Origin of the sequence: Nocardia sp. NPDC050710, from assembly GCF_040654375.1 — a bacterium.
Classification (GTDB): Bacteria; Actinomycetota; Actinomycetes; order Mycobacteriales; family Mycobacteriaceae; genus Nocardia.
Genome location: NZ_JBFAHV010000012.1, coordinates 170548 through 197380, shown reverse-complemented (window position 1 = coordinate 197380; position 26833 = coordinate 170548). Strand labels below are relative to the sequence as shown.

26 protein-coding genes are annotated in these 26833 nt (G+C 67.0%); 15 read left to right on the top strand and 11 right to left on the bottom strand.

What is annotated here, in order from left to right; translation table 11 throughout:
* Positions 1-130: 130 nt before the first annotated feature.
* The 3 genes from AB0H61_RS21820 to AB0H61_RS21810 are packed head-to-tail and all read left to right on the top strand — an operon-like array spanning position 131 to position 4663.
* On the top strand, positions 131-958 hold the full coding sequence (locus AB0H61_RS21820; protein WP_357307261.1) for an FAD binding domain-containing protein: 828 nt from the start codon (positions 131-133) through the stop codon (positions 956-958).
* On the top strand, positions 955-3681 hold the full coding sequence (locus AB0H61_RS21815; protein ID WP_357307259.1) for a molybdopterin-dependent oxidoreductase: 2727 nt from the start codon (positions 955-957) through the stop codon (positions 3679-3681). The genes AB0H61_RS21820 and AB0H61_RS21815 overlap by 4 nt, the downstream gene beginning before the upstream one ends.
* A 10-nt stretch (positions 3682-3691) precedes the next feature.
* Positions 3692-4663, top strand: a complete 972-nt coding sequence (locus tag AB0H61_RS21810) for an antibiotic biosynthesis monooxygenase (protein WP_357307257.1) — start codon at positions 3692-3694, stop codon at positions 4661-4663.
* A 3-nt stretch (positions 4664-4666) separates the two neighbouring features.
* On the opposite strand, the gene AB0H61_RS21805 is transcribed toward AB0H61_RS21810, so the two are convergent.
* Positions 4667-7834, bottom strand: coding sequence for a multicopper oxidase domain-containing protein (locus AB0H61_RS21805; protein WP_357307255.1), 3168 nt, complete (start codon positions 7832-7834; stop codon positions 4667-4669).
* 228 nt (positions 7835-8062) lie between these two features.
* Here AB0H61_RS21805 and AB0H61_RS21800 point away from each other — a divergent pair, with 228 nt between their 5' ends.
* Both AB0H61_RS21800 and AB0H61_RS21795 read left to right on the top strand, forming a co-directional pair.
* Positions 8063-8278: a hypothetical protein gene (locus AB0H61_RS21800; protein WP_357307253.1), complete on the top strand. Its 216-nt coding sequence runs from the start codon at positions 8063-8065 to the stop codon at positions 8276-8278.
* Positions 8279-8365: 87 nt separating this feature from the next.
* Complete coding sequence (locus AB0H61_RS21795; protein ID WP_357307251.1) at positions 8366-9613, top strand: cytochrome P450; 1248 nt, start codon at positions 8366-8368, stop codon at positions 9611-9613.
* A 31-nt stretch (positions 9614-9644) separates the two neighbouring features.
* Here the strand turns inward: AB0H61_RS21795 and AB0H61_RS21790 are convergent, their stop codons facing one another.
* Complete coding sequence (locus AB0H61_RS21790; RefSeq protein WP_357307303.1) at positions 9645-10772, bottom strand: metallophosphoesterase; 1128 nt, start codon at positions 10770-10772, stop codon at positions 9645-9647.
* A gap of 373 nt (positions 10773-11145) precedes the next feature.
* Between AB0H61_RS21790 and AB0H61_RS21785 the strand changes: the two genes are divergently transcribed.
* The 3 genes from AB0H61_RS21785 to AB0H61_RS21775 all read left to right on the top strand — a co-directional run bounded on the left by AB0H61_RS21785 (position 11146) and on the right by AB0H61_RS21775 (position 13636).
* The gene (locus tag AB0H61_RS21785) at positions 11146-11340 is read left to right on the top strand and encodes a hypothetical protein (RefSeq protein ID WP_357307249.1); all 195 of its coding nucleotides are present in this window, start codon (positions 11146-11148) and stop codon (positions 11338-11340) included.
* Positions 11341-11447: 107 nt separating this feature from the next.
* On the top strand, positions 11448-11945 hold the full coding sequence (locus tag AB0H61_RS21780; protein WP_357307247.1) for a GNAT family N-acetyltransferase: 498 nt from the start codon (positions 11448-11450) through the stop codon (positions 11943-11945).
* A 122-nt stretch (positions 11946-12067) separates the two neighbouring features.
* Complete coding sequence (locus tag AB0H61_RS21775; protein WP_357307245.1) at positions 12068-13636, top strand: BBE domain-containing protein; 1569 nt, start codon at positions 12068-12070, stop codon at positions 13634-13636.
* On the opposite strand, the gene AB0H61_RS21770 is transcribed toward AB0H61_RS21775, so the two are convergent.
* The gene (locus AB0H61_RS21770; RefSeq protein ID WP_357307243.1) at positions 13629-14453 is read right to left on the bottom strand and encodes a cyclase family protein; all 825 of its coding nucleotides are present in this window, start codon (positions 14451-14453) and stop codon (positions 13629-13631) included. The genes AB0H61_RS21775 and AB0H61_RS21770 overlap by 8 nt on opposite strands.
* A 262-nt stretch (positions 14454-14715) precedes the next feature.
* Between AB0H61_RS21770 and AB0H61_RS21765 the strand changes: the two genes are divergently transcribed.
* Together AB0H61_RS21765 and AB0H61_RS21760 are read left to right on the top strand one after the other, a co-directional pair.
* A complete protein-coding gene (locus AB0H61_RS21765; protein ID WP_357307241.1) occupies positions 14716-16014 on the top strand; it encodes a glycosyltransferase 87 family protein in 1299 nt (432 codons plus the stop codon).
* A 332-nt stretch (positions 16015-16346) separates the two neighbouring features.
* A complete protein-coding gene (locus AB0H61_RS21760; RefSeq protein ID WP_357307239.1) occupies positions 16347-17432 on the top strand; it encodes a serine hydrolase domain-containing protein in 1086 nt (361 codons plus the stop codon).
* Position 17433: 1 nt separating this feature from the next.
* Here AB0H61_RS21760 and AB0H61_RS21755 read toward each other — a convergent pair whose 3' ends face one another.
* Positions 17434-17640: a hypothetical protein gene (locus AB0H61_RS21755; RefSeq protein WP_357307237.1), complete on the bottom strand. Its 207-nt coding sequence runs from the start codon at positions 17638-17640 to the stop codon at positions 17434-17436.
* A 201-nt stretch (positions 17641-17841) separates the two neighbouring features.
* On the opposite strand from AB0H61_RS21755, the gene AB0H61_RS21750 reads away from it, so the two are divergent.
* The 3 genes from AB0H61_RS21750 (at position 17842) to AB0H61_RS21740 (ending at position 20359) form a co-directional block, all read left to right on the top strand.
* Positions 17842-18573: a helix-turn-helix domain-containing protein gene (locus AB0H61_RS21750; protein ID WP_357307235.1), complete on the top strand. Its 732-nt coding sequence runs from the start codon at positions 17842-17844 to the stop codon at positions 18571-18573.
* Between the two features lie 95 nt (positions 18574-18668).
* On the top strand, positions 18669-19031 hold the full coding sequence (locus tag AB0H61_RS21745) for an META domain-containing protein (protein ID WP_357307233.1): 363 nt from the start codon (positions 18669-18671) through the stop codon (positions 19029-19031).
* Positions 19028-20359 (top strand): hypothetical protein, encoded by a 1332-nt coding sequence (locus AB0H61_RS21740; protein WP_357307231.1) that lies wholly within the window; start codon positions 19028-19030, stop codon positions 20357-20359. The genes AB0H61_RS21745 and AB0H61_RS21740 overlap by 4 nt, the downstream gene beginning before the upstream one ends.
* On the opposite strand, the gene AB0H61_RS21735 is transcribed toward AB0H61_RS21740, so the two are convergent.
* On the bottom strand, positions 20340-21014 hold the full coding sequence (locus tag AB0H61_RS21735) for a TetR/AcrR family transcriptional regulator (protein WP_357307229.1): 675 nt from the start codon (positions 21012-21014) through the stop codon (positions 20340-20342). The two genes, AB0H61_RS21740 and AB0H61_RS21735, sit on opposite strands and share 20 nt — an antisense overlap.
* Complete coding sequence (locus AB0H61_RS21730; RefSeq protein ID WP_357307227.1) at positions 21011-21694, bottom strand: SGNH/GDSL hydrolase family protein; 684 nt, start codon at positions 21692-21694, stop codon at positions 21011-21013. Before AB0H61_RS21730 ends, AB0H61_RS21735 begins: the two co-directional genes overlap by 4 nt.
* Positions 21695-21910: 216 nt before the next feature.
* Between AB0H61_RS21730 and AB0H61_RS21725 the strand changes: the two genes are divergently transcribed.
* Positions 21911-22207, top strand: coding sequence for a hypothetical protein (locus tag AB0H61_RS21725; RefSeq protein ID WP_357307225.1), 297 nt, complete (start codon positions 21911-21913; stop codon positions 22205-22207).
* 9 nt (positions 22208-22216) lie between these two features.
* Here the strand turns inward: AB0H61_RS21725 and AB0H61_RS21720 are convergent, their stop codons facing one another.
* From AB0H61_RS21720 to AB0H61_RS21705, 4 genes are all read right to left on the bottom strand, one after another.
* Positions 22217-22765 (bottom strand): thioredoxin family protein, encoded by a 549-nt coding sequence (locus AB0H61_RS21720; protein WP_357307223.1) that lies wholly within the window; start codon positions 22763-22765, stop codon positions 22217-22219.
* A gap of 31 nt (positions 22766-22796) precedes the next feature.
* Complete coding sequence (locus AB0H61_RS21715; RefSeq protein WP_357307221.1) at positions 22797-23537, bottom strand: nucleotidyltransferase domain-containing protein; 741 nt, start codon at positions 23535-23537, stop codon at positions 22797-22799.
* 75 nt (positions 23538-23612) lie between these two features.
* Positions 23613-24590, bottom strand: a complete 978-nt coding sequence (locus tag AB0H61_RS21710; RefSeq protein WP_357307219.1) for a serine/threonine dehydratase — start codon at positions 24588-24590, stop codon at positions 23613-23615.
* 32 nt (positions 24591-24622) lie between these two features.
* Positions 24623-25417 carry a dienelactone hydrolase family protein gene (locus AB0H61_RS21705; protein WP_357307217.1) on the bottom strand — a complete coding sequence of 265 codons (795 nt, stop codon included), beginning with the start codon at positions 25415-25417 and terminating at the stop codon, positions 24623-24625.
* 291 nt (positions 25418-25708) lie between these two features.
* On the opposite strand from AB0H61_RS21705, the gene AB0H61_RS21700 reads away from it, so the two are divergent.
* Positions 25709-26194, top strand: coding sequence for a hypothetical protein (locus AB0H61_RS21700; protein WP_357307215.1), 486 nt, complete (start codon positions 25709-25711; stop codon positions 26192-26194).
* Between the two features lie 91 nt (positions 26195-26285).
* On the opposite strand, the gene AB0H61_RS21695 is transcribed toward AB0H61_RS21700, so the two are convergent.
* Entirely contained in the window at positions 26286-26759 is a 474-nt protein-coding gene (locus AB0H61_RS21695) for a YiiD C-terminal domain-containing protein (protein ID WP_357307213.1), read from the bottom strand.
* Positions 26760-26833 lie beyond the last annotated feature (74 nt).

Sequence of the window (26833 nt, the reverse complement as noted above, 5' to 3'; positions counted from 1 at the left end):
AGGGGTGGTCGGTCGGGTACGTTGAGTCGAGGCGAGTGCGGGAACGGCTATGCCCTGGACAGGGCGGATCAGGGTCGCGATCGGACTCGGGCGATCGGCAGCACGGCACCTTCTTCGAGGGAGCAGCGCTATGGATCTCAATACGATCACCGATATCGTTCGGCGCCCCCTCGACCGACCGGGCGCGACCTGGCGCGAGGGCGATGCGTGGCTGGCCGGGGGGACGTGGTTGTTCTCGGCCGAGCAACCGGATCTGCGCCGGCTCATCGACCTCACCTCGCTCGGTTGGGACAGCATGGTGCCCAGCGCCGCCGGACTGGAGATCGGTGCGACGTGCACCATCCGTGAGTTGAATGCCTTTACGCCCCTGAGCGACTGGCGCGCGAGCGCGCTGTTGGCCACCTGTTGCGAGGCATTCCTGTCCTCGTTCAAGGTGTGGAACGCGGCGACGGTGGGCGGCAATATCTGCCTGTCGCTGCCCGCGGGTCCGATGATCACCTTGACGGTCGCGCTCGAGGCCACGTACACGGTGTGGGCCGCCGATGGATCCGAACGCGTGATCGATGCGGCCGATTTCGTCACGGGGAACCACGAGAACGTCCTCGACCCGGGCGAGATTCTCCGGCGCGTCGATATTCCGGTCGGCGCACTGCGCAAGCGGCATGCCCATCGGCGTTTCACATTGACCGAGCTGGGACGTTCGACGCTGTTCATGATCGCCACCCAGACGCCCGGCACCGCCGACCTGCTGCTCACTGTCACCGCGGGCACCACGCGTCCGGTGCGCTTGGCATTCGACAGCATGCCCGACGCCGAGGAGCTGCGACAGAGTATCGACGCCATACCCGAAGACCTGTGGTTCAGCGACCCCAATGGCACGCCCGACCACCGTCACCACCTGGCCCGGCATTTCGCCGAGGAGATCCGCGTCGAGCTCACCGAGGGTGAGGCGCCGTGACGTACATCGTGAACGGAAATACCTTCGAGGACGAGCCGAATCCCGGTCAATGCCTGCGCACCTTCCTGCGCTCGCTCGGCTGCCACGGGGTCAAGAAAGGCTGCGACGCAGGCGATTGCGGCGCCTGCACGGTGTGGTTGGACGGAGATCCCGTACACAGTTGCATCACGCCCGCATTCCGCGCGGAGGGGCGTGCGGTCACGACGATCGAGGGCCTCGGCTCGCCCGCGGACCCGCACCCGATGCAGCGGCAGTTCCGTGACGCGCCGGGCTTCCAATGCGGCTTCTGCACCGCGGGCATGATCATGACCGCGGCGGCCCTCACCGACGCGCAGAAGCAGGACCTGCCGCGTGCGCTGAAGGGCAACCTGTGCCGCTGCACCGGCTACCGCGCGATCGAGGATGCGGTGAACGGTATCGCCGGGATCGAGGCCGCCCTGCCGGGCCGGGCCGTCGGCGCCAGCGTCGGAGCTCCGGCGGGGACCGAGGTGGTGACGGGCCGCGCGGAGTTCACGATGGATACCGCGATCGAGGGCATGCTGCATCTGAAGGTGCTGCGCTCGCCGCACGCCCATGCCCGCATCGTGTCCATTAATGAGACGGCCGCGCTCGCGGTCCCCGGTGTACGGCGGGTCTACAGCTGGAAGGATGTGCCGCGCAAGCACTTCACGACCGCGATACATACCGATCACCTCGTCGATCCCAGCGATACCTACATCCTCGACGACACGGTGCGCTTCGTCGGTCAACGGGTGGTCGCGGTGCTGGCCGATACCGTCGGGGCGGCGGAGGAGGGCTGCCGCAAGGTTGTCGTGGAGTACGAGGTGCTGCGCGCGGTTTTCGAACCGGAGGAGGCGATGGCCGACGGCGCGCCCCGGTTGCACGGCTCCCACGACCCGTTCGTGCGAGATCCCGAACACAACATCCTGCTCGAGATCCACGGGCACGTCGGTGATGTCGAGGCGGGTTTCGTCGAGGCCGAGGTGATCCACGAGGGCACGTATTCCTCGCCCCGCGTGCAGCACGCGCATCTCGAGACACATGGCTCGATCGCGTGGATGCGGGACGGTCGCCTGCACGTGCGCACCAGTTCGCAGTCCCCGTCGATCGCCAAGGCCAAACTCGGCTATCTCTTCGACCTGCGGCCCGATCAGCTGCGGGTGTTCTGCGAGCGGGTCGGTGGTGGATTCGGTGGCAAACAGGAGGTGATCACCGAGGATCTGGTCGCCTTGGCCGCATTGGACACCGGTCGGCCGGTATGCCTCGAGTTCACCCGCGAGGAGGAGTTCACGACGGCGTCACCGCGGCATCCGATGACGTTGACGGTCAAGCTCGGCGCACGATCCGATGGCACGCTCACCGCCGTCCAGGTCCGCAATGTGTCGAATACGGGGGCCTACGGTAACCACGGCGGCGAGACGCTGTTCGCCGGTGGGACCGCCATCGCGACCTACCGCTGCCCCAATAAGAAATTCGACGGATATTCGGTCTACACGAATACCGTGCCCAGCGGCGCGCTGCGCGGGTACGGGATGACCCAGCCCGCATTCGCGGTGGAGTCCGCCGTGCACGAGCTGGCGGTCGCGCTCGGAATGGATCCGCTCGAGCTGCGGCGGCGCAATATCGTGCGTCCCGGCGATGCCCTCGTCGCCTATGACGACGGCCCCGACGATGTCACGTTCGGCGAGGACGGTCTCCTGCGCTGCATCGATCTCGTCGACGACGCTCTGCGGCGCAACACGGCCGAACCGCCACCGGGAGATGGGTGGCTGATCGGCACCGGCGCCGCCAGCTCACTCCACGAGACCGCGCCCCCGACCGACCACCTCTCCGAGGCTTGGCTGACCCTCGGCGAGGACGGCGTCTACGAACTCGCCGTCGGCACCGTCGAATTCGGTGAGGGGACCTCGACCGCCCACGTGCAGATCGCCGCCAACCAGCTCGGCACCACACCGTCACGGGTGCGCCTGGTCCAATCCGATACGGACCGAACGGGTTTCGATACGGGGGCGTTCGCCAGCGCAGGTCTGTTCGTCGCCGGAAACGCGGTGCAGCGGGCGGCCGAGGCCCTGCGCGACCGCGTCTTGACTGTCGCCGCCGCCCACGCGCACGTCGATATCGCCGCGTGTGCGATGGACGACGACGGGGTCGTATGCGGCGGCAACCGGGTGTCGCTGCTCGAGCTGGTCGACGTGGCACGCCGACGCGGTACCCGGTTGACCGAGGCCCGCAAGGCATTCGGGTCGCCGCGCAGCGTCGTATTCAACACCCACGGCTTCCGGATCGCCGTCCACCGGGTGACGGGACAGATCCGCATCCTCTACAGCGTGCACGCCACAGATGCCGGAGTCGTCATCAACCCGGCGCAGGTGCGCGGCCAGATCGAGGGCGGCGTCGCCCAGGGCATCGGGTTCGCGCTCACCGAGAACTTCCACGTCGACGAGCACGGCGTCATGATCAACCCGAATCTGCGCAACTACCGTATCCCCACCTACGCCGATATTCCGCGCACCGAGGTGCTGTTGGTCGACTCGACGGATTCGGTCGGGCCGATGCGGGCGAAGGGTATGGCGGAGTGCTGTATCAACCCGGTGGCGCCCGCGCTGGCCAACGCGCTGGCCGACGCGACGGGCCTCCGGTATCGCGCGCTGCCGTTCACACCCGAACGCATCTACCGCGGGCTCGACGGGGACACGCCGGTTCCGTCCGTCGCCGAGCTGTGAGGAGGCGGTGATGGACGCCGAGAATGTCATCGACAATGCCGCGACGGTCATCATCGGCCAGAAGGTCCTCGCTGGTTCCGGTCAGGCATTCCGGGAGTGGCAGGAGCATTTGAATACCGTGGCGTCGGGCTATCCCGGATTCCTCGGCGCCGAGATCGCCGCCCCCACAGCGGTACAGCCCGATTGGGTCGTGGTCTATCGCTTCGACTCCGTCGCACACCTCCAGGACTGGCTCAACAGCTCGGCCCGCCAGGATCTGCTCGAAAAGGGCAGGCAATATTTCGACGGCCCCGCCACCCAGCAGGTCATCACCGGCGGCACCCGAGCCGCGAATCCGCTCGTCACGGTCGTCGTCACGCACCGCGTGAATCCCGACAGCGTCGACGACTTCCTCGAATGGCAGGCTCGCCTGAGCCGGGAGGAAGCCGCCTTCGCGGGCTTTCGCGGCACCGAACTCTTCCGTCCCATCGAGGGCGTTCAGGACGAGTGGACCGCGCTCTATCGTTTCGACACCGCCGCGAACCTGGCCACCTGGCTCACCTCGGACAGACGCCGGGAACTGCTCGCCGAGGGCGAAAAGTTCAGCGATTTCGAGTTGCGCACGATCGACAACTCGTTCGGCAGCTGGTTCGCCTTCGACGAGAAGGGCCACGAGGTTTCCCCGCCGTCGGATACCAAGACGGCAATCGCGGTCTGGGTCGGCCTCTACCCGACGGTCGTACTGCTCACCCTCGCCCTTTCCCCCTTGAAGATGCCGCTCTGGCTGGGGATGCTCATCGGCAATCTGCTGTCCAGTTTCACGATGAGTTTCTTCACGATGCCCTACTACGTGAACCGGCTGCTGCGGCGGTGGCTGCGTCCGCCCCCGGAGGCACCGGCCGTGCGGACGAACCTCGAGGGCATCGCCATCGTCGCCGCGCTCAACCTGGCCTGGGTTGTCATCTTCTATCTCGTGACCAGGACATTCTGGACTCTGCCCTGACCGCTACCGGCCTGCGAGCGTTACCGGCCCGGTCCGTGCCGGAAGTATGCGAACCGTGCTCGACAGCGTCGGTATTACGGTGGTGGCCTGTGGATCGGCTCGGCCCAGTCGGTACTTGCGGATCTCGGTGCCATCGGCCGCCGATCCGCTGACGATCAGATCCGCGCCGGAAGTGGTGCTCGTGGTCCCCACCCGTACACCGGTGCCGCCCGCACCGTCGGCGAAGGGGACGAACGACGTGATCTCGCGGAAGGAGACCGAGCCCGAATGGTGGTTCGGGCTCTCGGTGTATATCGCGGGCTGACCGTCGAGCCGCGACCCGCTCGACCAGACGCGCACCGCACCGTCGCCGCCGAGCATGCCGGTGATGATGCTCTTCGCGCCGCCCTCGGCGCCCGCCACCCATCCGGTCGAGAGCGAAACACCGCCCCGGTAGCTCTCGTCGAAGGCGAGGAACTCCGAGGTCATGATCGGCTGGTGGGGATGACCGCCGTGCGTGTCGGTCGTGCTCTTCGCCGCCGCCGTCGGCGCGTACAGGTCGTAGTGGAAGCTCTTCACCCGTGGGGCCGCGCCGGGTCCCGGCGCGGTCACAATGCTCGCCCGACCCGAAGCGGTATCGACCATTCCGGTGGCGACTGTGACCCCGGTCGTCGATCCGGGATACGGCGTGAAGCTCGAGAACAACTCGGGTGCCGTACCCGGCTCGGTGGGCAGGGTCGAGGAGAACACCTTCACCTGCGATTCGATGCCGGGACCCGAGCCCACGATGATGTTGTCGGCCAACGCATTACCATCGATATCGGCGCCCGCGACGTCGACGCCGCCGCGGAAGTCGGCCGCGAACGGCGCGAACCGGCCGAGTTCGGTGCTGAAGGGTGCGCTGCCCGCGCCGTCGTACGCGGCGACCTGCGGGCTCACCCCCGCACCGGTACCGGCCACCAGGTCGAGCACTCCGTCGCCGTTCACATCGGCCATGGCAACCGTCGGTGCGCCCTCGAACGACGGGAACGGCGTAACCGTCGCGACCGGCCTGTCGCCGTCGCCGTCGTAGACCCGGACGGTCGCGGGCGTGCCCGGCGAACCCGGAATCGCCGCGGCATAGGTCGACACCGCGGGGATGACATCGACGAGGGCCATCAGGCCGTTGTCCTCGTGATTGAGGCGATGGCAATGGACCACGAAGGTACCGGTGTAATCGGTGAACCTCATGCGCAATGTCACCGAGGCGGGTACCAGCGGGTTCTCGTTCTCGTCGGTGACGGGAGCCGGGACGTTGACGTTGTCCTGCCCCCACATCTGCACGCCGGTCCTGGTATTCGCCACCGGATCCACGATCTCCATCACCTGCATCTCGTTCACGTGGATGTGCATCGGGTGCTCGTCGTTGTTGAGATTCGTGATCAACCACTCCTCGACCGAGCCGAGTCGCGGCTGGAGCAGTGGGATATTCGGGAAGGTGTTGTCGTCGAACTGGTAGGTGAAGGCTTTGGGGTCGTTTTTGCTGGCCTTCTCGTTGCCGAAACCGCCCGTGACCGTGAGCGTGCGCTTCACCGCGGGTGTCGTGGCCGAGGTGTCCTCGAAGGATGTATAGGCGCCGAGCTGCTGGCCGGGTACGAATGGCGTGGTCTGTCCCTCGCCGCTGTCGGGCAGCACCTGGATGAGCTTCTGGGTGGGGAAGGTGAAGAAGCCGTCCTCATAGCTGATGGTAGCGGGGTCGACGCTCGCCGTGCCCAGTACGGCGGGAGGGTTGTCGGTGCCGTTGTTCGTGTACAGCACACCGGGATTCGTGATCGGCTTCGCTCCCGGCAGCGGCGGCATCTCGAGGACGAGATCGCCGGTCTTCGGCATCGTCACCGCGATCGCGTATCGCGATCCGGGCGGGATTAGGAGTCGGGTGCCGTCGCCGTCGACCGGTAGACGCACCTCGGAGAAGGGGACGCCGTCCTGGCCGAGGATCGCGAACTTCGGATGGTTGCCCGTCCCCGTCTCGGTCAACCGGACCGGAAAGTAGGCGAAGTCGCTGATATTCGCCAGGATCCAGATCTCGGTTTGACCCGGCTTCAGCTTCAACAGGGGCTGGAACTGGCCGTTGATCGTGAACTGCACGTCGCGCTGGTTGTCCGGCAGCGCCGGATCCGCGGGGATGGAGATGGGCGGCTGGACCGCCGGATCGCTGGTGAAGCTTTGCAGGTTGCCGGGCACGAACTGGTTCTGCCCACGGTGGTTGGCCGGTGACAGCGGCCCGCTGTACCAGTTGGTGATGTATCGAGAACCCATGGTCGTCTCGGCGAAGTTCACCGGTGCCAGACTCGGCCGGTACGTGCCGTCGGCGAGCTGTGACCCCTCCGGGGGCTCGAGTGTGCTCACGTACTGCGGCCAGTTCGGGTCGTTCAATCGGGCAGCGCCGCCCTTGCGGTCGAAGACGAAGTTGTACTGCAACGCCATGGTGCGGATCGGAATGTTGTTACGCGTCACCAGCGGCAGATTGCCGTCGGGCCGACCGACTTCCAGTAGTCCGGCCAGGCCCTTGTAGGTCTGTTGAGCGGTGACCGTATGTCGGTGGCTGTGGTACCAGTACAGGCCGTGCGGCATGCTCTTCGGCACCGCATAGTCGAAGACGTTGCCCTTACCCGCCGGGATATCGAGCAGGACATTGTCGGCGTTGCCATTGGGGCTGACGTGCAGCCCGTGGGTGTGCAGGTTGATCGGCGACGATGTGAGAGACGGCGGGTAGATCGGCACATCCGCACCCGCGGGCGTGAATGCGGGGTCGTAATAGTCCCTGATCGTCAGGTCCCGCAGATCGTTGTCGAGGTGCACGATCAGGCGTTCGCCCGGATCGACACGCAACGTCGGGGCCGGGTAGGTGTTGTCGCCTTCGGTCGAGCCGTCCGAGGCGGTGCCCCTGATGAGCTCGTACCCGAAGACCAGGAAGTTCGAGACCGGCGACGACACCGTATCGAGGGTGACGGCGCCCTGATGCGCCGACAATCGCACCTCGAGAACGCCGTCCTCGCTCGTCAACTCGACCGGCTCCCGGTACGCGACCGGGGAGGCATCGTGGTCGCCCGATATCCCGGACCGATCGGAGGTACATGCCGCGATCAACAGCGTGATGGACACGGCACAAGCAACGACTACGACAATCGGGTTCCCGCGATGGGTGACCATGGGCTCTCTGTTCGACGACGGCGTCCGCACTCCACAGCATCGATCGGCGATCCAGAGATTACTCGCGCGCAAAGCCCCGTATCAGTGACTCGCCCGATTGCAAACCGACCGGTCATCAAGTCTGGTCTGCGGCCCGGCCCGCTGATCGGCAAACATCCGGCCGGATGCCCTTCCCAGCCCTGGGGAATCGAGGGCGGCGGTGGCGGCGGTAGCAAGTAGCCTGTGCGCGTGGCGGCGGTGCGGGGCATCTATCGCCGCAACAACGTCCATCGAATCGAGGTCCGGGCCATGAAGGACGGCGGCTATGCCTGGGCGCGAGCGGGTTTCGCCTTCGATACGGACTCGAACCGGCTTTCTTCGTCGATCAGATCCATCGAGCGTCGCATCGAAGCGGTCCGGGGCGACGCCTCACCCCGCGATCAGGAACTACTGAGGTCGAAGTGAAGTGCTTGTGAATCGTTTCCGGTACGCACCAGCCGCAGACTGCTTAGGCTCACGGAGCTTGTTGTTCGATCACCTGGAGTATCTCCGATGACGATGTCCTCGTCCGCAGCGCACGGCATGTCCGCGCTCGATTCGCCCATTGATTCCGATGGCCCACGGGTACCGCTGTATTCGCCGGAGTTCGCGGCGGATCCGCACCGGGTCTATCGCGAAATGCGCCGGCGCTATGGGTCTTTGGTGCCGGTCGACTTGGCCCCCGGTGTGCCCGCGACCCTGGTGATCGGCTATTACACCGCGGTGCGGATCTTCAATGACCCGGACCATTTTCCGGCCGATCCGCGCACGTGGCAGCAGGATATCCCCGCGGACTGTCCGGTGCTGCCGATGATGCAGTGGCGGCCGAACGCGTTGCGCAACGCGGGCGATGACCATGCCAGGTATCGGAAGACGAATACGGCGGCTCTGGACAAGGTCGATCAGTACGGCTTGCATGACACGGTGGCGACGCTGGCGGTCCCGCTCATCAATTCCTTCTGCACGACCGGATCCGCGGATCTGGTGCGCCAGTACGCATTTCCGCTCGCCTTCGCGGTGCTCAACGCCCTGCTCGGCTCGCCGGCCGAGATCGCGGCGCGGGCCGCGAAGGGGATGGCCGCGATATTCGAGGGCGTCGACGCCGATGAGGGGAACAAGATGCTCGTCGGCGCCATGCTGGAGCTGACCCAGTTGAAGCGCGCCGAGCCCGGCGGCGATGTCACCACGCGGATGGTGCAACATCCCACGGGGTTGAGCGACATCGAAATGGTGCACCAGTTGGGCACGCTGTTCGGCGCGGGCATTGAGCCACAACAGAATTTGATCGTCAACACTCTGCTGTTGATCCTCACCGAGGAGCGGTTCGGCGGAAGCGTCCTCGGCGGGAGTCTGTCCACCCGCGACGCGCTCGACGAAGTCTTGTTCAACGATCCGCCGATGGCGAACTTCTGTATCAGCTTTCCGCGCCAGCCGATTCTGATCGACGATGTGTGGTTGCCCGCGCATCAACCCGTCGTCATCAGCATGGCCGCCTGCAACAACGACCCCCGGATCAAGGCGGATCAATACGCGGGCAATCGATCTCACCTCGCGTTCGGCGCTGGACCGCATGCCTGCCCGGCGAGTTCGATGGCGTATCTGATCGCCCAGGAAGCCATCGATCAACTCCTCGACGCCCTGCCCGAGCTACGACTCGCGGTATCGCCCGCTGAGCTGACCTGGCGTCCGGGCCCGTTCCACCGAGCTTTGACGGCCCTACCGGTCACCTTCCCGAAATCGCCACCGCTGCCGGAGATTTAGGCGGTGAGTACCGAACCCGGTGCCGGGCTGTTCAGCTCTCGGCCCGCTCCGGGTGCAGGATCAGGACGGTGATTTCGCTGGGGGCGAAGACGCGCAGTTGCGGGCCCCAGAAGCCGGTGCCGCGGCTGGTGTAGAGCTGGGTGTTGTCGGTGTGGCGGCTGAGGCCCGCGACCACCGGTTGGTCGAGGCGGACGAGGTAGTGGAACGGCCAGATCTGGCCGCCGTGGGTGTGGCCGGAGATTTGCAGGGCGATACCCGCGGCGGCGGTGTCGGCGATCTGCTTGGGCTGGTGGGCGAGTAGGACCACCGGGGTATGCGGATCAGCGCCCGCGAGAGCGGTTTTCAGGTCCGGGCCGTGGCCTGGGAGGCCGACGCCGGTGGGGTCGTCGATGCCCGCGATCACCAGCTGGTCGCCGCCTCGGCTGACCGTTTCGTGCTGGTTGCGCAGCGGTTGCCAGCCGATCGAGGTCATATGGTCGATCCAGCCCTGGGCGTCGCCGAAGTACTCGTGGTTGCCGGTGATGTAGTACCGGCCGAGCGGGGCCTCGATCTTGCCGAGCGGATCGACCTGGGGGTGCCGTTTCGCCACCGAGCCATCGGCGAGATCACCCGCGTGGCAGGCGATATCGGGATGCTGGGCATTGACGACGTCGACCACTCGTTCCGACCAGCGCAGCCGGTCGAGCGCGGCGAAGTGGGTGTCGGTGATGACGACCACGCGGAGGCCGTCCAGGCCGGGGCCGAGTCCGCGGATCGCCACGTCGACGGTGCGAACCCGGGGCACCCGGCGTGCCTCGAAGATCCCCCAGGCCACCAGCGCGGCCGATATCGCGAGCACACTCGCCGCCACGATCGCGGCACGGTTATCGACGCCCGCGAGAGCGAGCCCGAGTCCGGCGACGGTGCCGATCAGCGACCAGCTGAACACCACCCACATGACGCCGAGCAGGGTGTCGCCGACGATGGACGCGGCATCCGACTGGCGCGGGCCGTGCCCGAGGAACATCGACGCGGGCAGGCACAGATAGCCGAGCAGGAAGACCACGGAACCGAGCTGGAACAATGGGCCCGCACCGTCTGTGGGAGCCGCGATCAGGGTCCACCAGGGCAGCAGGAACAGCACAGCGGGGATCGCCAGGAACATGATCAGGCGGGGCACATACTTCAAGAGGGTTCCTCGGGTGCGCGGGTGCAGCGCGGTCCCTCCACCGGCGCTGATGGCCCTTTCGACGATAACAGCCGACGCGGTACGGGGCGGCCCAGGTGCCGCCCGGTTGCTGGTGCCGCGTCCAGGAAGCTGTACCCCCCGTGGTCCTGGGGTGCCGGGTTGATTGTCGGGGTCGACCGAGCCTCGCACGGCACTAGTTCGATTGTGGCGCAGGGATTTCGGATTCGTAACGGACGGAGTCGGGTGCTCGATGCAGTCATCGAGGTCACATCCGTGACCGGATCCAACTCGAGAAGATCGGTTTGAAATGATTCGAGTCAATCGCTCCCTAGTCGCGGGTGCGCTGCTGGCCGGTGCGGTGCTGATGTCCGTCGCTCCCGCACAGGCTCAGGCACCAATCGAACCCCAGGCGATCGAGCTTCGGCCGATCGAGAAGCAGGCGATCGAGACGCAGGCGATCGGCAACAGCGGGATTGCCAGCGGTTCGGCCGATCTGAACAACTTCTTCTGCGGCACGCTCTGGCGTCCCGTCTGTTACCCCAACGGGCTTCCGCACTGATCTGGTCGGACGACGACACCTCAGCGACTAGGTTCGGCGGGCACCGCGGGATCCTGTAACGGTCCTGTCGATACTGCTGACCGAGGGACGCGGCCTAGATTGCACGGATGGCAGTGGAACGTACGCCGGAACTGCGGCCCGCGCGGGCCGCGGACGTCGCGGCGATCGCCTGGATCTGGTACCGGGGCTGGCGCGACGGACATCTGGGCAACGTGCCCGACGAACTGGTCGCGGTGCGCCCGCGTGAGTCCTTCGATCAACGCGCGGCGCACCGTCTAGCCGAGACGACCGTGGCCGTTGTCGCGGGTGCGGTGGCCGGATTCGTGATGGTGGCCGGTGACGAGGTGGAGCAGGTCTATGTCGCCGACGCGCATCGCGGGACCGGGGTGGCCGGGGTGCTGTTGGCGGCGGCCGAGCGGCGGGTGTTGGCCAACGGGTACGACCGGGCCTGGCTGGCCGTGGTGGCGGGCAATGTCAGGGCACGAAAGTTCTACGGCCGCAATGGCTGGACCGACGAAGGGTTGTTCACCCACCATGCCCCGAGCGCGACGGGCCACGTCGAGGTTCCGGCGCACCGCTACGTCAAAGCGCTCGCAGCGTCCTGACCGATCGGCGACCGTCGTGGCGGACGGTACCGCCCGCCACGACTGGGTGGCCGCGCGCCTCGCGAATCGCTACGGTGTTGGCGCTGTTTGTATTTCCGAAGTGTTCTGCGAGGTGAAGTTCGGTGTCACTGTCACGTCGCCGGTTCATTGCCACGGCCGGCGGTGCGGCGGTGGCACTGGGCATTCCCGGTGTCGCCGCGGCGGAGTCGCGGCTGGTCGGCGCGACTGATCTCGAGTACCTGCCTTTGGTGTTGCGGGGGTACAACCGCCGGTTTCTCGCGCGACCGGAGAAGATCTTCGTTCCGACCTCGAGCGAGGAGGTGCGCGGCGCGGTCGCCCGTTCGGCGGCGGACGGGCTGCGGATGGCGGCGCGCTCGGGCGGGCACTGCTTCGAGGATTTCGTGGACAATGCGCAGACCCGGGCGATCATCGACCTCGGCCGGATGACCGCGGTGCGATGGGATGACACGTATCGGGCCTTCTCCATCGACGCCGGAGCCGAGTTGGCGACGGTGTACGACGCGCTGTATCGCGAATGGGGTGTGACGATTCCGGCGGGCATCTGCCTCGGCGTCGGCACGGGTGGGCATGTATGCGGTGGCGGCTACGGCCCGCTGTCGCGTCGGCTGGGGCTGGTGGTCGATCACCTCTACGGTGTGGAAGTGGTGACCGTCGACGCCACGGGTGCCGCCTCGATCGTGGTCGCGACGAAGGACGGTCCGCACCAGGAGCTGTGGTGGGCCCATACCGGCGGGGGCGGCGGTAATTTCGGTGTGGTGACGCGTTTTCTGTTCCGTTCGCCGGAATCCGACGGGACCGATCCTCGGCATGCTCTGCCGAAACCTCCTGGTGCGCTGCTGCATTCGCGTTTGATCGTGCCGATGCTGAACGAAGAGAACTTCATTCGCTTCCTCGGCAACTACCTGGCCTTCTTCGAACAGCACAGTGCGCCGGGCAATCGTTTCGCCGGACTGTATGCCCCACTGAGTTTTCGAACGCTCGGTACCGGATTCGCTCAGCTGACCATCCTGCTCGACGCCGAGAATCCGGATGCCACGGCGCTTTTCGACGAATTCGTGGCGGCCGTCGTGGCCGATGTCTCGCCCGCGCCGCTGGTACAGCCCGCGACGCGGGCGTCCTATCCGGACACGGTGCGGCAGGTGTACTACCCCAAGAGTCCGCTCACCCCACGGGTCAAGGTGAAGTCCGCGTATCTGCGACGGGCATATTCCGTGGAACAGCTGCGGATCTTCTACCGCTACCTGACAGACCCGCGCTTCCTCGGCGAATCCGAGCTCGAATTCCTGCCCTTCGGCGGCGCGATCAATGCCGTCGCGCCCGAGACGACCGCGATTCCCGCGCGCGGCGCGTTCATGAAGATGCTGATCCACGCGGCGTGGCGGCTGCCCGCCGATGACGACCGGTACCTGGCCTGGGCCCGCGGCATGTACGGGGAGGTCTACGCCGATACCGGTGGCGCCCCGGTACCGAACGATCGCAACGGCGGCAGCTACATCAACTATCCCGACCCGGATCTGGCCGATCCGCAATGGAATACCTCGGGCGTGCCGTGGCACGATCTCTACTACGGTGCGAACTATCCGCGGCTGCGACAGATCAAGGCGGACTGGGATCCGAACGGCCTTTTCCGGCACCGGCTTTCGATCGGTGGCCCGGAGCGATTCAGGTGAGTGCGAGTACCCGGCACGGTCCGCCGGTACCGCCGGCGTGCTTGGGTGCGCCGACCACCACGGTGGCGCCCCGCGGCGGCACCGCCGCCAGATTCGCCAGCATTTCGACGCCGTAGCGACCCGCGCCCAGGATCGCGGTGTGCGCGCCGTAGTCCCGGCTCGAGGCCCGATCCAGGCTCAGGGTATCCACTCCGACGCCGACCACATCGCACCGGGAGACAAGATATTCGGCGGCCTCCGGAGCGAATCCGGGCGCGTGTGCGGTGCCCTGGGCATCGAGATTGACGAAGGCGGCGGGGTCGGCGAGGCGACGCTCCCACCCGGAGTACATGGCGACGAATGCCCGCGGCGGAATGCGCCCGTGACGTGCCTGCCAATTCTCGATATCCGCGATGGTCAGCGTGGCGTCGGCATCGTCGGCTTTGGCGCTGATGTCGACGACGACCAGCGGGGCGACGAGATCCCGCACCGCGAGCAGTTCGGTGGTGGCGCCGCCCGGCACCCGATGCGCGGGCGCGTCGAGGTGGGTGCCGGTGTGTTCCCAGAACGCCAGCGCCTGCTGGGCGAACCCGCCGACCGCATGCCAGGCCACCGGGAGCATGGCCGGCGGCGGATTCCCGGGCCAGACCGGAAGTTGCGGTGTCAGGGTGTGCGTGAGATCGACGACCCCGCCGGAGCCCGCGGGTACCGCCGCGGCCGGGGGCGCCACCGCGACGGTGGCCAGCGCCGCGAGCCCTACCGCTCCCCCGAACAGGCCGCGACGGTTGGTTCGGGCTGCCGCATCGTGGGCGATATGCACGATTCGTGGTGCGCACATATCAAACGCGCATTCCGGGCCCGAATCGAAGGCCGTTGTCCAGCATGCCGCGTTCTCCCTGTCCGCCACGATGTGCCGAACGAAAGATACCCGCCCCGGGTGAGTGGGCGGTCGGCACCGACAAACCGCTGCGACACGCCGTCAGCGGATGGCATAGACGTATAGCCGCAGGCCGAGAGCGAATGGTCAGCAACTACGAGCGGAGTGGGTGCCTGTCGGCACCCGTCGATCCCGGACGGGTCCACCGGTATAGTCGCCGCGGATGAGTAGTTCCGCCGCCGCCGAAACGCCGAAGTCATCCAACCGCCGACCGGGGCGTGTGATGTGGCTTGTCCCGGCGCTACTCGTGGTTGTCGCCGCTGTGTGGCTGACCCTGCCGATCTGGCCGTGTAAGCAGATCACCGGGGGCTTCATCGACCTCCAGGTCTACCGGCTCGGGGTGGAAACCCTGCGGCACGGCGGCGATATGTACGGGCAGCTGCCGCAGACCACGCTCGGGATCGGGCTGCCGTTCATCTATCCGCCCTTCGCCGCACTCGTACTCGCACCCTTCGCGCTGCTGCCGTGGGATGTCGCCGCCTTCGCGTTCTTCGTGACCTCGACCGCGGCGCTGGCACTGACGCTGTACGTTGTCGCGCGGCGGGTGTGGCCCGGTGAGAGCGCTCGGAGGCTGGCGTTATTCGCCACGGCCTGCGCCGCACCGCTGGCTATGCTGCTGGAACCCACCCGCTCGACCCTGGATTTCGGCCAGGTGAATCTGCTGTTGATGGCGCTGGTGGTGGCCGACTGCCTGACCGAGAAGCCGAAATGGCGCCGCGGCATGCTGGTCGGCATCGCGGCCGCGATCAAATTGACGCCCGCCGCCTTCGTCCTCTACTTCCTGGTTCGTAAGGACTACAAGGCCGCGGTCACCGCCGCGGCAACCGGCGCCGCCGCGACCGCGCTGAGCTTCCTGGTGCTGCCCGGCGCCTCGGTGAAGTACTGGTTCGGCGGTCTCGGCAATGTCGACGGGTTGAGCGGATCCGCCTTCCACACCAACCAGTCCATCCAGGCCGTGCTGGCCCGGCTGCGGGTCCCGGAGCCGACCTTCACCATTGTGTGGTTGGTGCTCGGGGCCGCTCTGCTGGCGCTGGTGGTCGCGGCGATGCGCCGCGCGGCCGACTTCCCACCCCTCGCGCTGGCCGTCAACGCGGTCTTCACCCTGCTCGTCTCGCCGATCTCGTGGTCGCACCATTGGATCTGGATCGCCCCCGCGCTGTTCGCCATGTTCGGTTACGCGACCAGGTTGCCGCTGCGTGAGGCCGTGGGCTGGTACGTCGTCACCACCGTGACGGCCGCCGTATTCGTCTACGGGCCGCAGAACTGGCTACCCAATGGCGAACATCGAGAATCACTGTGGACGCCGTGGCAGCACGTCATCGGTAACACCTATGTGTGGCTGAGCGTGCTGTTGGTGGCACTGTTCCTGGTCGCCACCCGCCGGCCGTCGGCGGTCTCGGCATCGGCTCCCGTGGAACCCAGCCCGGTTCCGATGGCGGACTCGCGCCCCGTCCACCGCTGAGCCACACCGGCAGGCCGGGCTACGGCGCGATCTCGTTCCGGTGCTCCGAGGTGAGCCTGGATCCGAGGCGGGTTTGGCGCTGCCTACCGCCCGGGAGAGGTGATCCCGGGCGGGGCAGCCGCAACAGATTCAACGGGGCGACTCTGAGACATTCGAATGAGGTGGATGAGAGTTTGCTGAGAGAACGGCCACCGCGCGGTGACCGTATGCCTCGGCGGTAAACGCTCGCGGTGCGGTCGGCGATATTCGTTGCAGGAGAATTCCGTAATCAGGAGATATCTATGCGGCGAATTGTATTCCGGACAATGGCGGCAATCGCGACAGCCACTTGGGTGGCTCCAGTCGCGCCGCCCGTTGCCGCCGCACCCGCCGCGCCGATCGCACTTCTACAGTCGGAGCTGGATCGACTCGTCATGTCCTCCGGTGTGCCAGGGGCCCAGATGGTCTACACCACACCGGGGCAGATCGACCAATTCGACAGTGGGGTAGGCGATCTCGGCACCGGAGCGCGATTCCCGGATGATTCCCGGGTGCGGATCGCGAGTATCACCAAGACTTTCGTCGCGACGGTGGCATTGCAGTTGGTCGCGGAGAATCGGATCGACCTGGACGCGCCGCTGGAACGGTATCTGCCCGGCGTGGTGCACGGTCCCGGCGGTGACGGTGCTCGGATCACGGTGCGAAATCTCTTGCAGCACACCAGTGGAATTCCGAATTATCTGCCCATGCTCGACCAGGGATCGGTGGCGATGCTGCGGAATTCGCGGTCAGCGGACGAGCTGATCGAGCTCGGCCTCGGCGCCCCATCGGAATTCGTTCCCGGCACAACCTTCGGATACTCGAATACAAATTATCTATTGGTGGGCAAGCTGATCGAGCGGGTCACCGGGTCGCCGGTCGCCGTGGCGGTGGCACAGCGGATCCTGCTTCCGCTCGGACTGTCCGAGACATACTGGCCGGAATTCCCGCTGGACGAGGTGCTGCACGGTCCGCACCCGCGTGGATATCACCGGTTCGGCGAGCTCCGCGTCGATGTCACCGACGTCGACGCGGGGTGGGGGCTGGCCGATGGTGCGATGGTCTCCACCGGCCGCGATCTCAACCGCTTCTACCTGGCCCTGGTCTCCGGGCACGTGCTGCCGCCCGAGCTGCTCGCGCAAATGCAGAACACCATCCCCACCGGTCTGACCGGCGGCTTCTCCGAGGCATCCGGACTGGGGCTGTTCCGTTTCTCCACCCTGTGCGGACGGACTGCGTGGGGCAATAGCGGCTCCATCCAGGGTTTCAGCACGATCAGCGTCGCGACCGAGGACCGGGCGGTCACCGTGCTGCTGAACGAATTGCCCGGGCTCTCGGGCAATATTCAGCTGATCATCGGCACCAATGCCCTATTGACGATAGCGCTGTGCCCGCCGTGAGCTAGTCGAGGGCGTCGAGCGCGGCCGTGATCGCCGCGTACACGCGGTCCACGTCGGCGTCGGTGGTGCGCCAGTTGCTGAAGGCGGCTCGCAGGGCGGGTGTGCCGTCGTACACCGTTGGCGTGACGTAGGTTTCGCCGGTGGCGGCGATGTAGCTCGGGGAAGTCACGAAGATCTTCGGCAAGTTGTGGATCCACAGCAGCTCCAAGGATGTCGTATGGCCTGCTCCGACCCTACGAGCGCGGGGGCGCACTGTCGGGAGCCACCTGCCGGGTACTGGACCGGTCCGTCCGGTGACGAGTTCCCAGCTATGGCCTGCGCCCGACCCGAGAGAGTCGATAAGCTGTCTGAGTCGCTCCGTGCGCGAGCGGGTGCGCCGAAGAGAGTCGGCGCGGGAGGGGGGAATGCGATGTCCGTGGATCCTTCGTCGAATGCGCCCGATCCCCATCCGGGTGCTGGTCGCGGCGTATTGGATTCGGGCTTTCAAGTGCTGCAAGCGATTTCGGAAGCACCCGAGGGTTGCGGACTGTCTCGGCTGGCACGCGCGACCGGTTTGCCCAAAGCCACCGCGTACCGTCTGGCCGAACAGCTGGTGGCGCTGGGCGCGGTGCACCGGGTGCAGCAGCGGTACTTCGTCGGCGCGCGGCTGGCCGAACTCGGGCGGCGCTGGCAGGCCGCGCCGATGCTGCGGCGGGCCGCCCAGCGACCGGGGCGCATCCTGGCCGCACTGACCGAGTCGACCGTCGCGGTCTGCGTCCTCGACCAGGGGGCGATCCACATGGTGGCCGGATTCAACGGCGCCGAGGTCTTTCTCAGCGCCGCCCCGGATAACGACCTCGCCTTCCGGACCGCGTTGGCGCAAGTGCTGCTGGCGGGCCGGGTGGACCGCGCGGTCCCGCCGCCCACCTATTCGGCGGGTGAGTGGCGCCGGGTCCGCACCGGCATCGAGGACACCGGCATGATCGCCGTGGACCACTACCAGATGGTGCGTGGAATCTGTTGCGCCGCAGCGGCGATTCAACAGCCGGGGACGCCCGAAGTGGCCGCGATCGCCTGTATGTCGCTGGCGCCGCGCTTTCCGCCCGCGCTGCCGGGACTGGTGGCACATGCGGCAAGAGAGATCGAGAAGAATCTACGCTAATCGGTTCATTGAGCGGACCGGCCGGTTCCGGCGCTCATCCGCGCGAACCAGGATGGTCGGGCAATCGAACATCGTGAGTAAGGTTTTCACCGTCGATGACCCGACCCACCCCTTGGGGCCAGCGCTATATCTCTGCGTCCGTCACCGAGGACGGCATGCCCCGCCCATTGGTCCGCTATACCCGGATTACGCTCTGGTTCGTTTCCGAAACCCGCAGGCTGTCGGCGCACGCCGGCTGTAACACCACGATGTTCGACGTGGACATCATCGGTGACGTTCTCGATGCACGAGCTCCTTACTCGACGCTGATGGCGTGCGCGCCGGAACTGGAAGATCAGGACATGTGGCTCACCGAATTCCTGCTCCGCGGTCCGACCTGGACCGCAACCGACGATGCGTTCGTACTGACCGGCAGCCGGACCCGAATCATCTTCGAGAGGGTGCGAACCGAACTATGACCGACGACGCGGTGATCGTGCTCCCCGGGTTGATGGGCTCGGAACTGGTCGACACCGAATCCGGCCGGACGGTCTGGGGCCGGTCCGATCCGCGTTGGTACGTGCGGGCCTGGACCGATGGGCCCGCGCTGGACGCGCTGCGGGTGACCGAGGACGAGCGAGCCGGTCGAGCGGGCCGGATCACCCCGACCCGGTTGTTGCGCTTTCCGGCCTTCGCGCCGGGACTGCGTGGTGTCGAACCGTATTCGGATCTGACCGCTCGACTACGACTGGCCACCCATCCGGACGCGGTGCTCGGATTCCCCTACGACTGGCGGCTTTCGATCGAGCACAATGCCCGGCGCCTGGCGGTGACGGCCGAGCGGCATCTGGCCCAGTGGCGCGCCCGCGCGGGTGGCCCCGACGCCCGGCTGATCCTGGTGGCGCATTCGGCGGGCGGGCTGGTCGCCCGGTACTTCACCGAGGTGCTCGGCGGCGCCGCGATCGTGCGTGCGGTAGTGAGTCTGGGAACGCCCTTTTCCGGTGCGGTGCGGGTGCTGTCGGTGATCGGGGACGGTGCCGGGCTGCCCACCCCGCAGGCCAGGGTCCGCGCTCTGCTGTCGACCATGCCCGGCGTCCACGACCTACTACCCGCGTATCACTGCGTGGACGAGGGGGAGACGGTGCGCCGCCTGACCATCGGAGATATCGAGAATATCGGTGGGGACGGCGAATTGGCCTCCGAAGCCTTCGCCCGCAGAGAAAAGGTGACAGCCGCCGCCGGTGTGGCGGACTTTTGGCCGCTGGTGGGGGTGCACCAGGATACGCCGCAATCGGTGGTCTTCGTCAACGGTGTCGCACTCGAACGCGAATATACCTGTGATACCGATGAATACGGGAAGGTGCGGCGCGTCGATCGCAAGGGCGACGGCACGGTGGTCCCGGCGGCGGCGACCCCGTCCGAAACCCGGCCGTGGCGGATTCCGCAAACGCATGGCGCTCTCGCCGCGCGGGTCGAGGGCATTACCCATGCGAGCGCGGCCGCCACCCATACCGAGCGTGTGCCGACGGCGGCGAACGAATCCGGTGTCGGCCTCCGAGTGTCCGATACCGTCACGGCCGGAACGGACTTTCGGATCGAGATCGCCGGTGCCGCCACCCCCGACGGTGTGGAGTGCCTGATCTCGGAGGCCGCCACGAAACGCGCGATCGCCAAGGTGCACCCGGTCCGCAAGGATGGCCTGCTGGTGGGCTCGGCCTGGCTCCGCACCGAGGGCCTCTATCGGATCGAGGTCAAAGCGGGGGCTCGCTCCGCGGTCACCGAAATCGTCATGGTGTCCCGGGGCTGAGCCGGATCTCGGCGGTAGCCGTCCGGTCACCGGGGCGCAGCAGTTGGTCCAGGGTGCGCTGGACCTGGTACACGACATCCGAATCACCCAGCCGCAGAGCGGTATTCGCGGCGAGTAGCACGGCGTCGAGTTGGAAGGCGGCGAGTTCGGGGTCCAGGTCCTCGATATCGCCCGCCGCGAGCGCATGGCGGAACTGGTTGGCCAGAATCGTCCGCCAGTCGCGCTGGTCGCGCAACAGGGCATCGCGGATCGGACCCGGGTGGCTGTCGAATTCGGTCATGGTCGCGGCGCGGAAACAGCCGCCGGCGAACAGCGGTGCCGCGGCATAGGCGATCCACTGCTCGACGATGGCGCGCAGCCGGGGAACGCCACGGGGTTCGCCGCGTGCCGGGGCGATGACCGCCGCGACGAACATGTCACGCGCATGGTCGATGGCGGCCAGCTGGAGCGTTTCCTTGGTACGGAACAGAGTTTGCACGCCGGCTTTGCTGAGTCCGGTGTCGGTGGCGAGCCTACCGAAGCTGAGGCCGTCGAGACCGTCGAGCGAAGCCACGTCGACGGCCCGCCGCAGGATCAGGCCGCGGGTGCGCGCCCCGCGTAACAGGCGCTTGTCGGTGGGCTCGTCCGGCGGGCCGCCACTCGATTCCTCGTTCATGCCGGGACACGTCGATTCAGCTGGTGCGCAAGATGTTTCACGACCTCCGTGGCCAGCACGGCCTGTCCGGCAGCGGAGAAGTGGATGCGGTCCGCGCTGAGCAGGTCGTCGCGGTCGTTGATCGGGTGGTCCCACATCTCGACCAGGAGGGCGCGGTGTTCGGCGGCAAGTCTGCGGGTGATGCCGTTGAGGGTGCGCACCCGCTCCGGCCAGTCCGGAAAGACCGGTACGGCATAGGCTTTGCCGAGGGTGAAGGTCAGCAGCTGGGCGCCGGTACCCGCGGCGCGTCGGTACAGCCCGCGCAGGGTCTGTTCGATGCGGTCGTAATCGGGGTCGCGGCGGATGATGTCGTTCGCGCCGCTGGGCAGGTGCAGCAGATCCGGTTCGAAGGCGAGGATGCGGTCCAGTTGGTGCTCGATCGCCTCGGGCGTCGTCGCGCCGTTCACGGCGGTATTCAGGTACGCCAGCTCCGGATGTACGCGGCGCAGGACGTCGGCTACCCGGCCGGGCCAGCCCAGGCTCGCGTATCCGGAGCTCGGGTCGCCGGTGCCCGCGGACAGGCTGTCGCCGAGCACGCCGAACCGATGCCAGGGGGCGTCGAAGAGGAGGGCGGACGCTTCGAGGGCGGGCAGGCAGTACGGATCGGTCTCTTCGGTGCGGCGTTGCCTGGTCATTGTCATGAAGTAAGCATACGGTCGACCGCATGCTTTGTTCAAGATGTGTGCCGACGGGTTGCTTCCTTCGGTGATGTGATGCGTTTTCGCAGGTCGGCACATTTCCGACCGGTTGGCTTGATTTTCTGAATCACGCTGCACCCCAATGTTTCCGGAAGGAAGCGAGTACGATCTTGTACGGCGTTCTCGACCGTTCGCTGACATCAGAAGAGGGGTACGACTGTGAGCATCATTCTCGCCGCGGCACATGACATGTATGGCACAGTTCTGGCGCAGGTCGGGAACCCGACCCCCGAAGCCCCTCCCGTTGCCGACAAGATCCTGCAGCTGGTCCGCTACCTCACCTGGTTCGTACTGCTCTCGGGCATCGCCGCGATCACCTACGCGGGCGGCCGATTCGCCTGGGAGAAGTGGTCGGGAGGCGGGTTGCAATCGCCGAAAATGGTAGCGGGGGCCATGCTCGGCGGCGTGGTCGCGACGAGCGCGGGCACCATCATGAACGCGGTGGTGGGTACCTGATCGCCATGCTCAGTCGTGGCGCCATTTGATGGAACACCCCATACTCGGCCGTTGCGGCTCCGGCGCCGGTTCACCCGCGAGTACCGCCTCGATCGCGGCGCTCAGCGCAGCGCCGGTGACCGGTTTTCCATTTCCCGGGGTGGAGTCGTCGAAAGCGCCGCGGTAGACCAGTTCGAGCCGTGCATCGTAGAGGAAGAAGTCCGGCGTACACGCGGCACGGAAGGCCCGGCCCACGGCCTGGGACCGGTCGACGAGGTACGGGAAGGTCCACCCCGCCCGGTGGACTTGTCCGCGTAATTCCTCCGGCCGGTCGGCCGGGTACGCGTCGGCGTCGTTGGTGCAGATCGCCACGGTCGGCAATGTCGCGAACGCGCCGGTCACCGCGCCCAGTCTCGATTCGATGTGTTTGACGTAAGGGCAATGGTTGCAGGCGAAGACGACCAGCAGTCCGGTTCCACCCGCGTAGTCCGCGCGGGTATGGACCTGCCCGTCGAGGTCGGGCAGCGCGAAGTCCGGTGCGGGCGTACCCAGCGGGACCATGAGGGATTCGAGCGCCATGCGATCCTCCTTGTGGTTCGAGCCTACCGCCCTAGCGCTCGGCATCGGCCGCTTCGGCGGGTACCGCGCGGTAACCCTCGAAGAGTGGGCCGCCGAACAGATCGAGGATTTCGCCGGTCACCGCGATCATCGGGCCGCTATCGCCGGCCGTGACGGCGCGCAGCGCATCGGGCAGGCGGTGGGCGTAGGCCGAGCCGGTGTGCGCGTCGAGGGAGCGGATTTCACGCTGTAGCCATTTGCCGCCACCGATCCAGCGGCCGTGACCGGTCAGCAAGAGCTCGGCGAGGCGCTGCCAGAGGGTAATGGCGATCATCATGCGTTCGTCCTCGGTCTCCGTCGCGGTCAGATCGTTCAGCAGATCGGTGATTCCGTAACGGGCCGAGCGTATTTCATCGGCGGTCGGGGGCGGCGGCCCGGCATCCAGCAAACGTAGGAACAGCCCGCGTAGCCGGTGGCCGCTGCCATCGGAGTCGATCAGCACCTCGGATTCGCCGATGAGGCGCAGCGTGGTGGGCTTGCGGTGCTCGACCTCCATGCCGCAGCAGGCCATGAGTGAGGTTTCGGTCTGGACGAACAGTTCGACGGGCCACCGCTCGTGCCGCAGCGACTCGCGATACGGCGCCGGGGAGCCGGTGAGCAGAATCGTGATGTCCAGATCCGAGGCCGGGGTGGTCATGCCGGTGATTACGCTGCCACCGAGCCAGGCGGCCCGCGCTTGCGGGAACTTCTCCAGCACCAGTCGGCGCGCGAGGGTCACCGCGTCGGTCATCATGCCATTAGTCTCGCCGATCGAGCCGGAGAGCGGTCATCCGGTACCGATTCCGTTGCCGGGCAATGCCTTCTACGGCTATCGGAGGAGATCCGACGGGTCGGTGTTGGCGCCGCACAGGATGATGCAAACCCGTTCGCCCGGCTCCGGCCGGTAGCCGCGGCCCGGCTCGATGTCCTCATCGGTGAGTGCGGCGAGTGCGGTGGCGGCAGCGTGCTCGACGGCGAGCCGCCGCTCGGCCCAGAGAATGCGGCGGGTCGCGATGATCTGTTCGTCGGTGACCAGGACGGAGCGGGCGCCGGACCGCTGTGCGGCGGTGATGGCCAGCTCGGTGGCGCGCCGGGCTCCGAGAGAATCGGCGGCGACGGAGTTCACCTCGACGTCGACAGGTTCGCCCGCGGCCAGCGCCGCGTTCAGCGCGCGGCAGTGCTCCGGTTCCACCGCCACCGTATGAATGCCGTAATGGTGTGCGGCGGTGGCGATCCCGGCGAACAAGCCGCCACCGCCGACGGCCACGACGACGGTGTCGAGCCGGGGGAGGCGCTGATGGATCTCCGCCATCAGGGTGCCCGCACCGGCCGCGATGAGCGGGTTGTCGTAGGCGTGCGACATGAGCGCGCCGCTGGTGGCGGCGAATTCGTGGCAGGCGGCGAGTGCATCGGCGTACTGCTCGCCGAGCAGCCGCACCTGTGCGCCGTAGCCGTGCAACCTGTCGACCTTGACGGCGGGCGCGGTGGCGGGCAGGAATACCGTCGCCGTGACACCCTGACCCGCGGCCGCCCACGCACACGCGAGCCCCGCATTGCCGCCGGAAGCGATGGTCACCCCGGCCTCGGGCAGCGTCCCGGCATCCCGGTGGGACCGGATGAAGTTCAGTGCGCCACGGGCTTTGAACGAACCGGTGTGTTGCATGAACTCCAGCGCGAACCACAGCTCGCCGGGATCGGCGGGTGCGCCCGCAGTGTCGGCACGGTCACCGGCCGCGAGGGCGACCGGCCGGATCCGGCCCCCGATCCGGTCCGCAGCGGCCTTGATATCTGCGTAGCTCAGTTCCATTGCGCTCCTCGGGTACCGGTCGAGTCCTGTGATCATCTTGCGCCGCCCGCCGGGGCGCGGTCACCCGGGATGGCCCGGTGCAGCAGGTCGACCAGGTCGCGCAGGTGACGCTGATAGGCCTCGGCGTCGTAGGCCGGGGTGTCGCGCATGGTGAAGCCGTGTCCGGCGTCCGGATAGGTCACCGAGGTGTGCCGCACGCCGGCCGCGTCGAGCGCCTTGTCCAGCAGCGCGATCTGGTCGGCGGGCATGGACGGGTCCGCGCTCGCGTGTGCGATGTACAGTTCCGCGGTCATCCGGTCGGCGGCGTGGTGTGGGCTGTCGGGCGCCTCCTCCACCGCGAGCCTGCCGCCGTGGAAACTGGCGGCGGCCGCGATGCGCGGCCCGTATTCGCCCGCGGTGCGCAGGGCGAGCCTGCCGCCCATGCAGTAGCCGACGACGCCGAGCGCCCCCGGTGTCACGTAGTCGGAGGCGTCGAGCCAGTCGAGGTAGGCGCCCGCGTCGTGCAGCGACCGATCGGGGGTGAGCGATTGCCGCACGGGGGCGAGCGCGGCAAAGAACTTCGCATCAGCGTTCGGTTCGTCGAAGTCCGGCATCGGCCGGACCGGCGCGCGGCCGGTCCGATAGAAGATATTCGGTGCGAGCACGGTAAAGCCCTGCGCGGAAATGGTTTCCATCATTTCGCGAATCCAGGGCCGAAGGCCGAAGGCGTCCATGAAGAACAGCAGGCCGGGGTGGGCGGACCCGTCGTCCGGGTGCGTGAGATAGGCGTCGGCGGACCCGCCGGGGGCGGGAATATCGAGGGTGTCGAATGCGACGGAAAACGTCATCGGGTTTCTCCAAGACGAATAGCGGCCGGAATACGAGCGGTGGCGGCGGTGGTGTCGCGACCACCGGCACGATCCTAGCCACCGTGGCGACCGGGTGCGGCCGGTGAATGGCGTGTGCCGGATGCGCTGCAATCCGGATTCCGTCGGCGGATCCGATCTCGCCCGCTATATTTGCCGATAAACTGCGAAATGCGGTGCCCTGTAGTGTGCATTCCCGAGGAAAGTTTCCGCTGTGTTCGATCGCTGATCCGGCCCGGCGCCTGGGGCGCGGGCGCGACGAGAGGTTGACCTGTGAGACTGATCTGTATGGCGGTGCCCGCGCTGTTGGCCGTCGCGGTGGCCGGGTGCTCCGATGACACATCGTCGAATACGGCGTCGACCTCGTCGGCCGCCTCATCCACGAGTCCGGTGAATGCCGCTGCGGGCCAGGATGACGCCGAATCCGGCGCCGGTGTACACATTGCGCCGGGCGAAACGCGGACGGTACTGATCCCGGCCGACGCGGTCATGGATATCAAGGTGCCCGCCGCGTGGGGTGACGCGGTCACCGGGTTGCGTTGCACGGTAACCGACAGCAGCGGGCGGAACGAGGATCTGCGCTCTTCGGATGTGAAGAAGCGAGAAGAAATCGCGGGCACAGAGTGGGTCACGCTCTGGACGTTTTCGTCACCACCGGCCACCGAGGTCACCGTCGGTTGTAAAGACCCGGGTAACAAAATCGCGGCCGCCGAACCGCACTACATTCGGGTTGCGCCGCGCGGTATGAACCCCCACTGACCGCGAATACCCATACCGTGCCCGACGGCGCGCACGGTGCGGGGTATTCGGGCAGCCGTCGCGTCGACCGCCGAATCATCCTGGGCTCGAACTACTTTCCGTGCGCCCGCAGCTGATAGAGGCCCTTGGTGATCGCCACCGTCTTCCCCTCGGCATCGGTCACCACCGACTCCAGCGTGAAATCCGACTTCCCGCGCTCCGCCGCCTCCGCCTCGATCCGCGCGATCTCCGATTCGGACAGGGTGGCTTGGGCCCGCAGCTGCGACTTCGCCATCCCGACGAACTTGATCTCGAACCCCTTGACCAGCGGGTAGTACGCCGAATTGTCGAACGTCGCCACCGCGATCGCGCCGCCGAGCACCTCGGCCACGGTGAACTGCACGCCGGCGTAGATCACCCCGAAGTGGTTGCCGTTCCCCTCGACGGGAACCGTGGTCGCGGCGTACCCGCGGCGCACCTCGACCGCCTGAACCCCCATCCGCGCGGCGGCCGGAATAGTGAATTCCAAAGCGCCATTGATGATGTCGACGAACGGTGCAGCGTCCTCAGTATTGCTCTCGGTCATACCGGCAGCGGTCCCTTCCGACGGAGGAGCGACAGCGCCCGGCGCCCGCGGGGAAGTCCGCCGCGGACTCCGTC

Bases quoted from the DNA above. Each gene is read 5' to 3' on its own strand.
- AB0H61_RS21820 (WP_357307261.1), top strand. From the start codon at position 131: ATGGATCTCAATACGATCACCGATATCGTTCGGCGCCCCCTCGACCGA.
- AB0H61_RS21730 (WP_357307227.1), bottom strand. From the start codon at position 21,694: ATGACAATGACCAGGCAACGCCGCACCGAAGAGACCGATCCGTACTGC.
- AB0H61_RS21750 (WP_357307235.1), top strand. From the start codon at position 17,842: ATGTCCGTGGATCCTTCGTCGAATGCGCCCGATCCCCATCCGGGTGCT.
- AB0H61_RS21770 (WP_357307243.1), bottom strand. From the start codon at position 14,453: ATGTGCGCACCACGAATCGTGCATATCGCCCACGATGCGGCAGCCCGA.
- AB0H61_RS21720 (WP_357307223.1), bottom strand. From the start codon at position 22,765: ATGGCGCTCGAATCCCTCATGGTCCCGCTGGGTACGCCCGCACCGGAC.
- AB0H61_RS21705 (WP_357307217.1), bottom strand. From the start codon at position 25,417: ATGACGTTTTCCGTCGCATTCGACACCCTCGATATTCCCGCCCCCGGC.
- AB0H61_RS21795 (WP_357307251.1), top strand. From the start codon at position 8,366: ATGACGATGTCCTCGTCCGCAGCGCACGGCATGTCCGCGCTCGATTCG.
- AB0H61_RS21805 (WP_357307255.1), bottom strand. From the start codon at position 7,834: ATGGTCACCCATCGCGGGAACCCGATTGTCGTAGTCGTTGCTTGTGCC.
- AB0H61_RS21785 (WP_357307249.1), top strand. From the start codon at position 11,146: ATGTCCGTCGCTCCCGCACAGGCTCAGGCACCAATCGAACCCCAGGCG.
- AB0H61_RS21765 (WP_357307241.1), top strand. From the start codon at position 14,716: ATGAGTAGTTCCGCCGCCGCCGAAACGCCGAAGTCATCCAACCGCCGA.
- AB0H61_RS21745 (WP_357307233.1), top strand. From the start codon at position 18,669: ATGACCCGACCCACCCCTTGGGGCCAGCGCTATATCTCTGCGTCCGTC.
- AB0H61_RS21810 (WP_357307257.1), top strand. From the start codon at position 3,692: ATGGACGCCGAGAATGTCATCGACAATGCCGCGACGGTCATCATCGGC.
- AB0H61_RS21710 (WP_357307219.1), bottom strand. From the start codon at position 24,590: ATGGAACTGAGCTACGCAGATATCAAGGCCGCTGCGGACCGGATCGGG.
- AB0H61_RS21715 (WP_357307221.1), bottom strand. From the start codon at position 23,537: ATGATGACCGACGCGGTGACCCTCGCGCGCCGACTGGTGCTGGAGAAG.
- AB0H61_RS21695 (WP_357307213.1), bottom strand. From the start codon at position 26,759: ATGACCGAGAGCAATACTGAGGACGCTGCACCGTTCGTCGACATCATC.
- AB0H61_RS21740 (WP_357307231.1), top strand. From the start codon at position 19,028: ATGACCGACGACGCGGTGATCGTGCTCCCCGGGTTGATGGGCTCGGAA.
- AB0H61_RS21735 (WP_357307229.1), bottom strand. From the start codon at position 21,014: ATGAACGAGGAATCGAGTGGCGGCCCGCCGGACGAGCCCACCGACAAG.
- AB0H61_RS21780 (WP_357307247.1), top strand. From the start codon at position 11,448: ATGGCAGTGGAACGTACGCCGGAACTGCGGCCCGCGCGGGCCGCGGAC.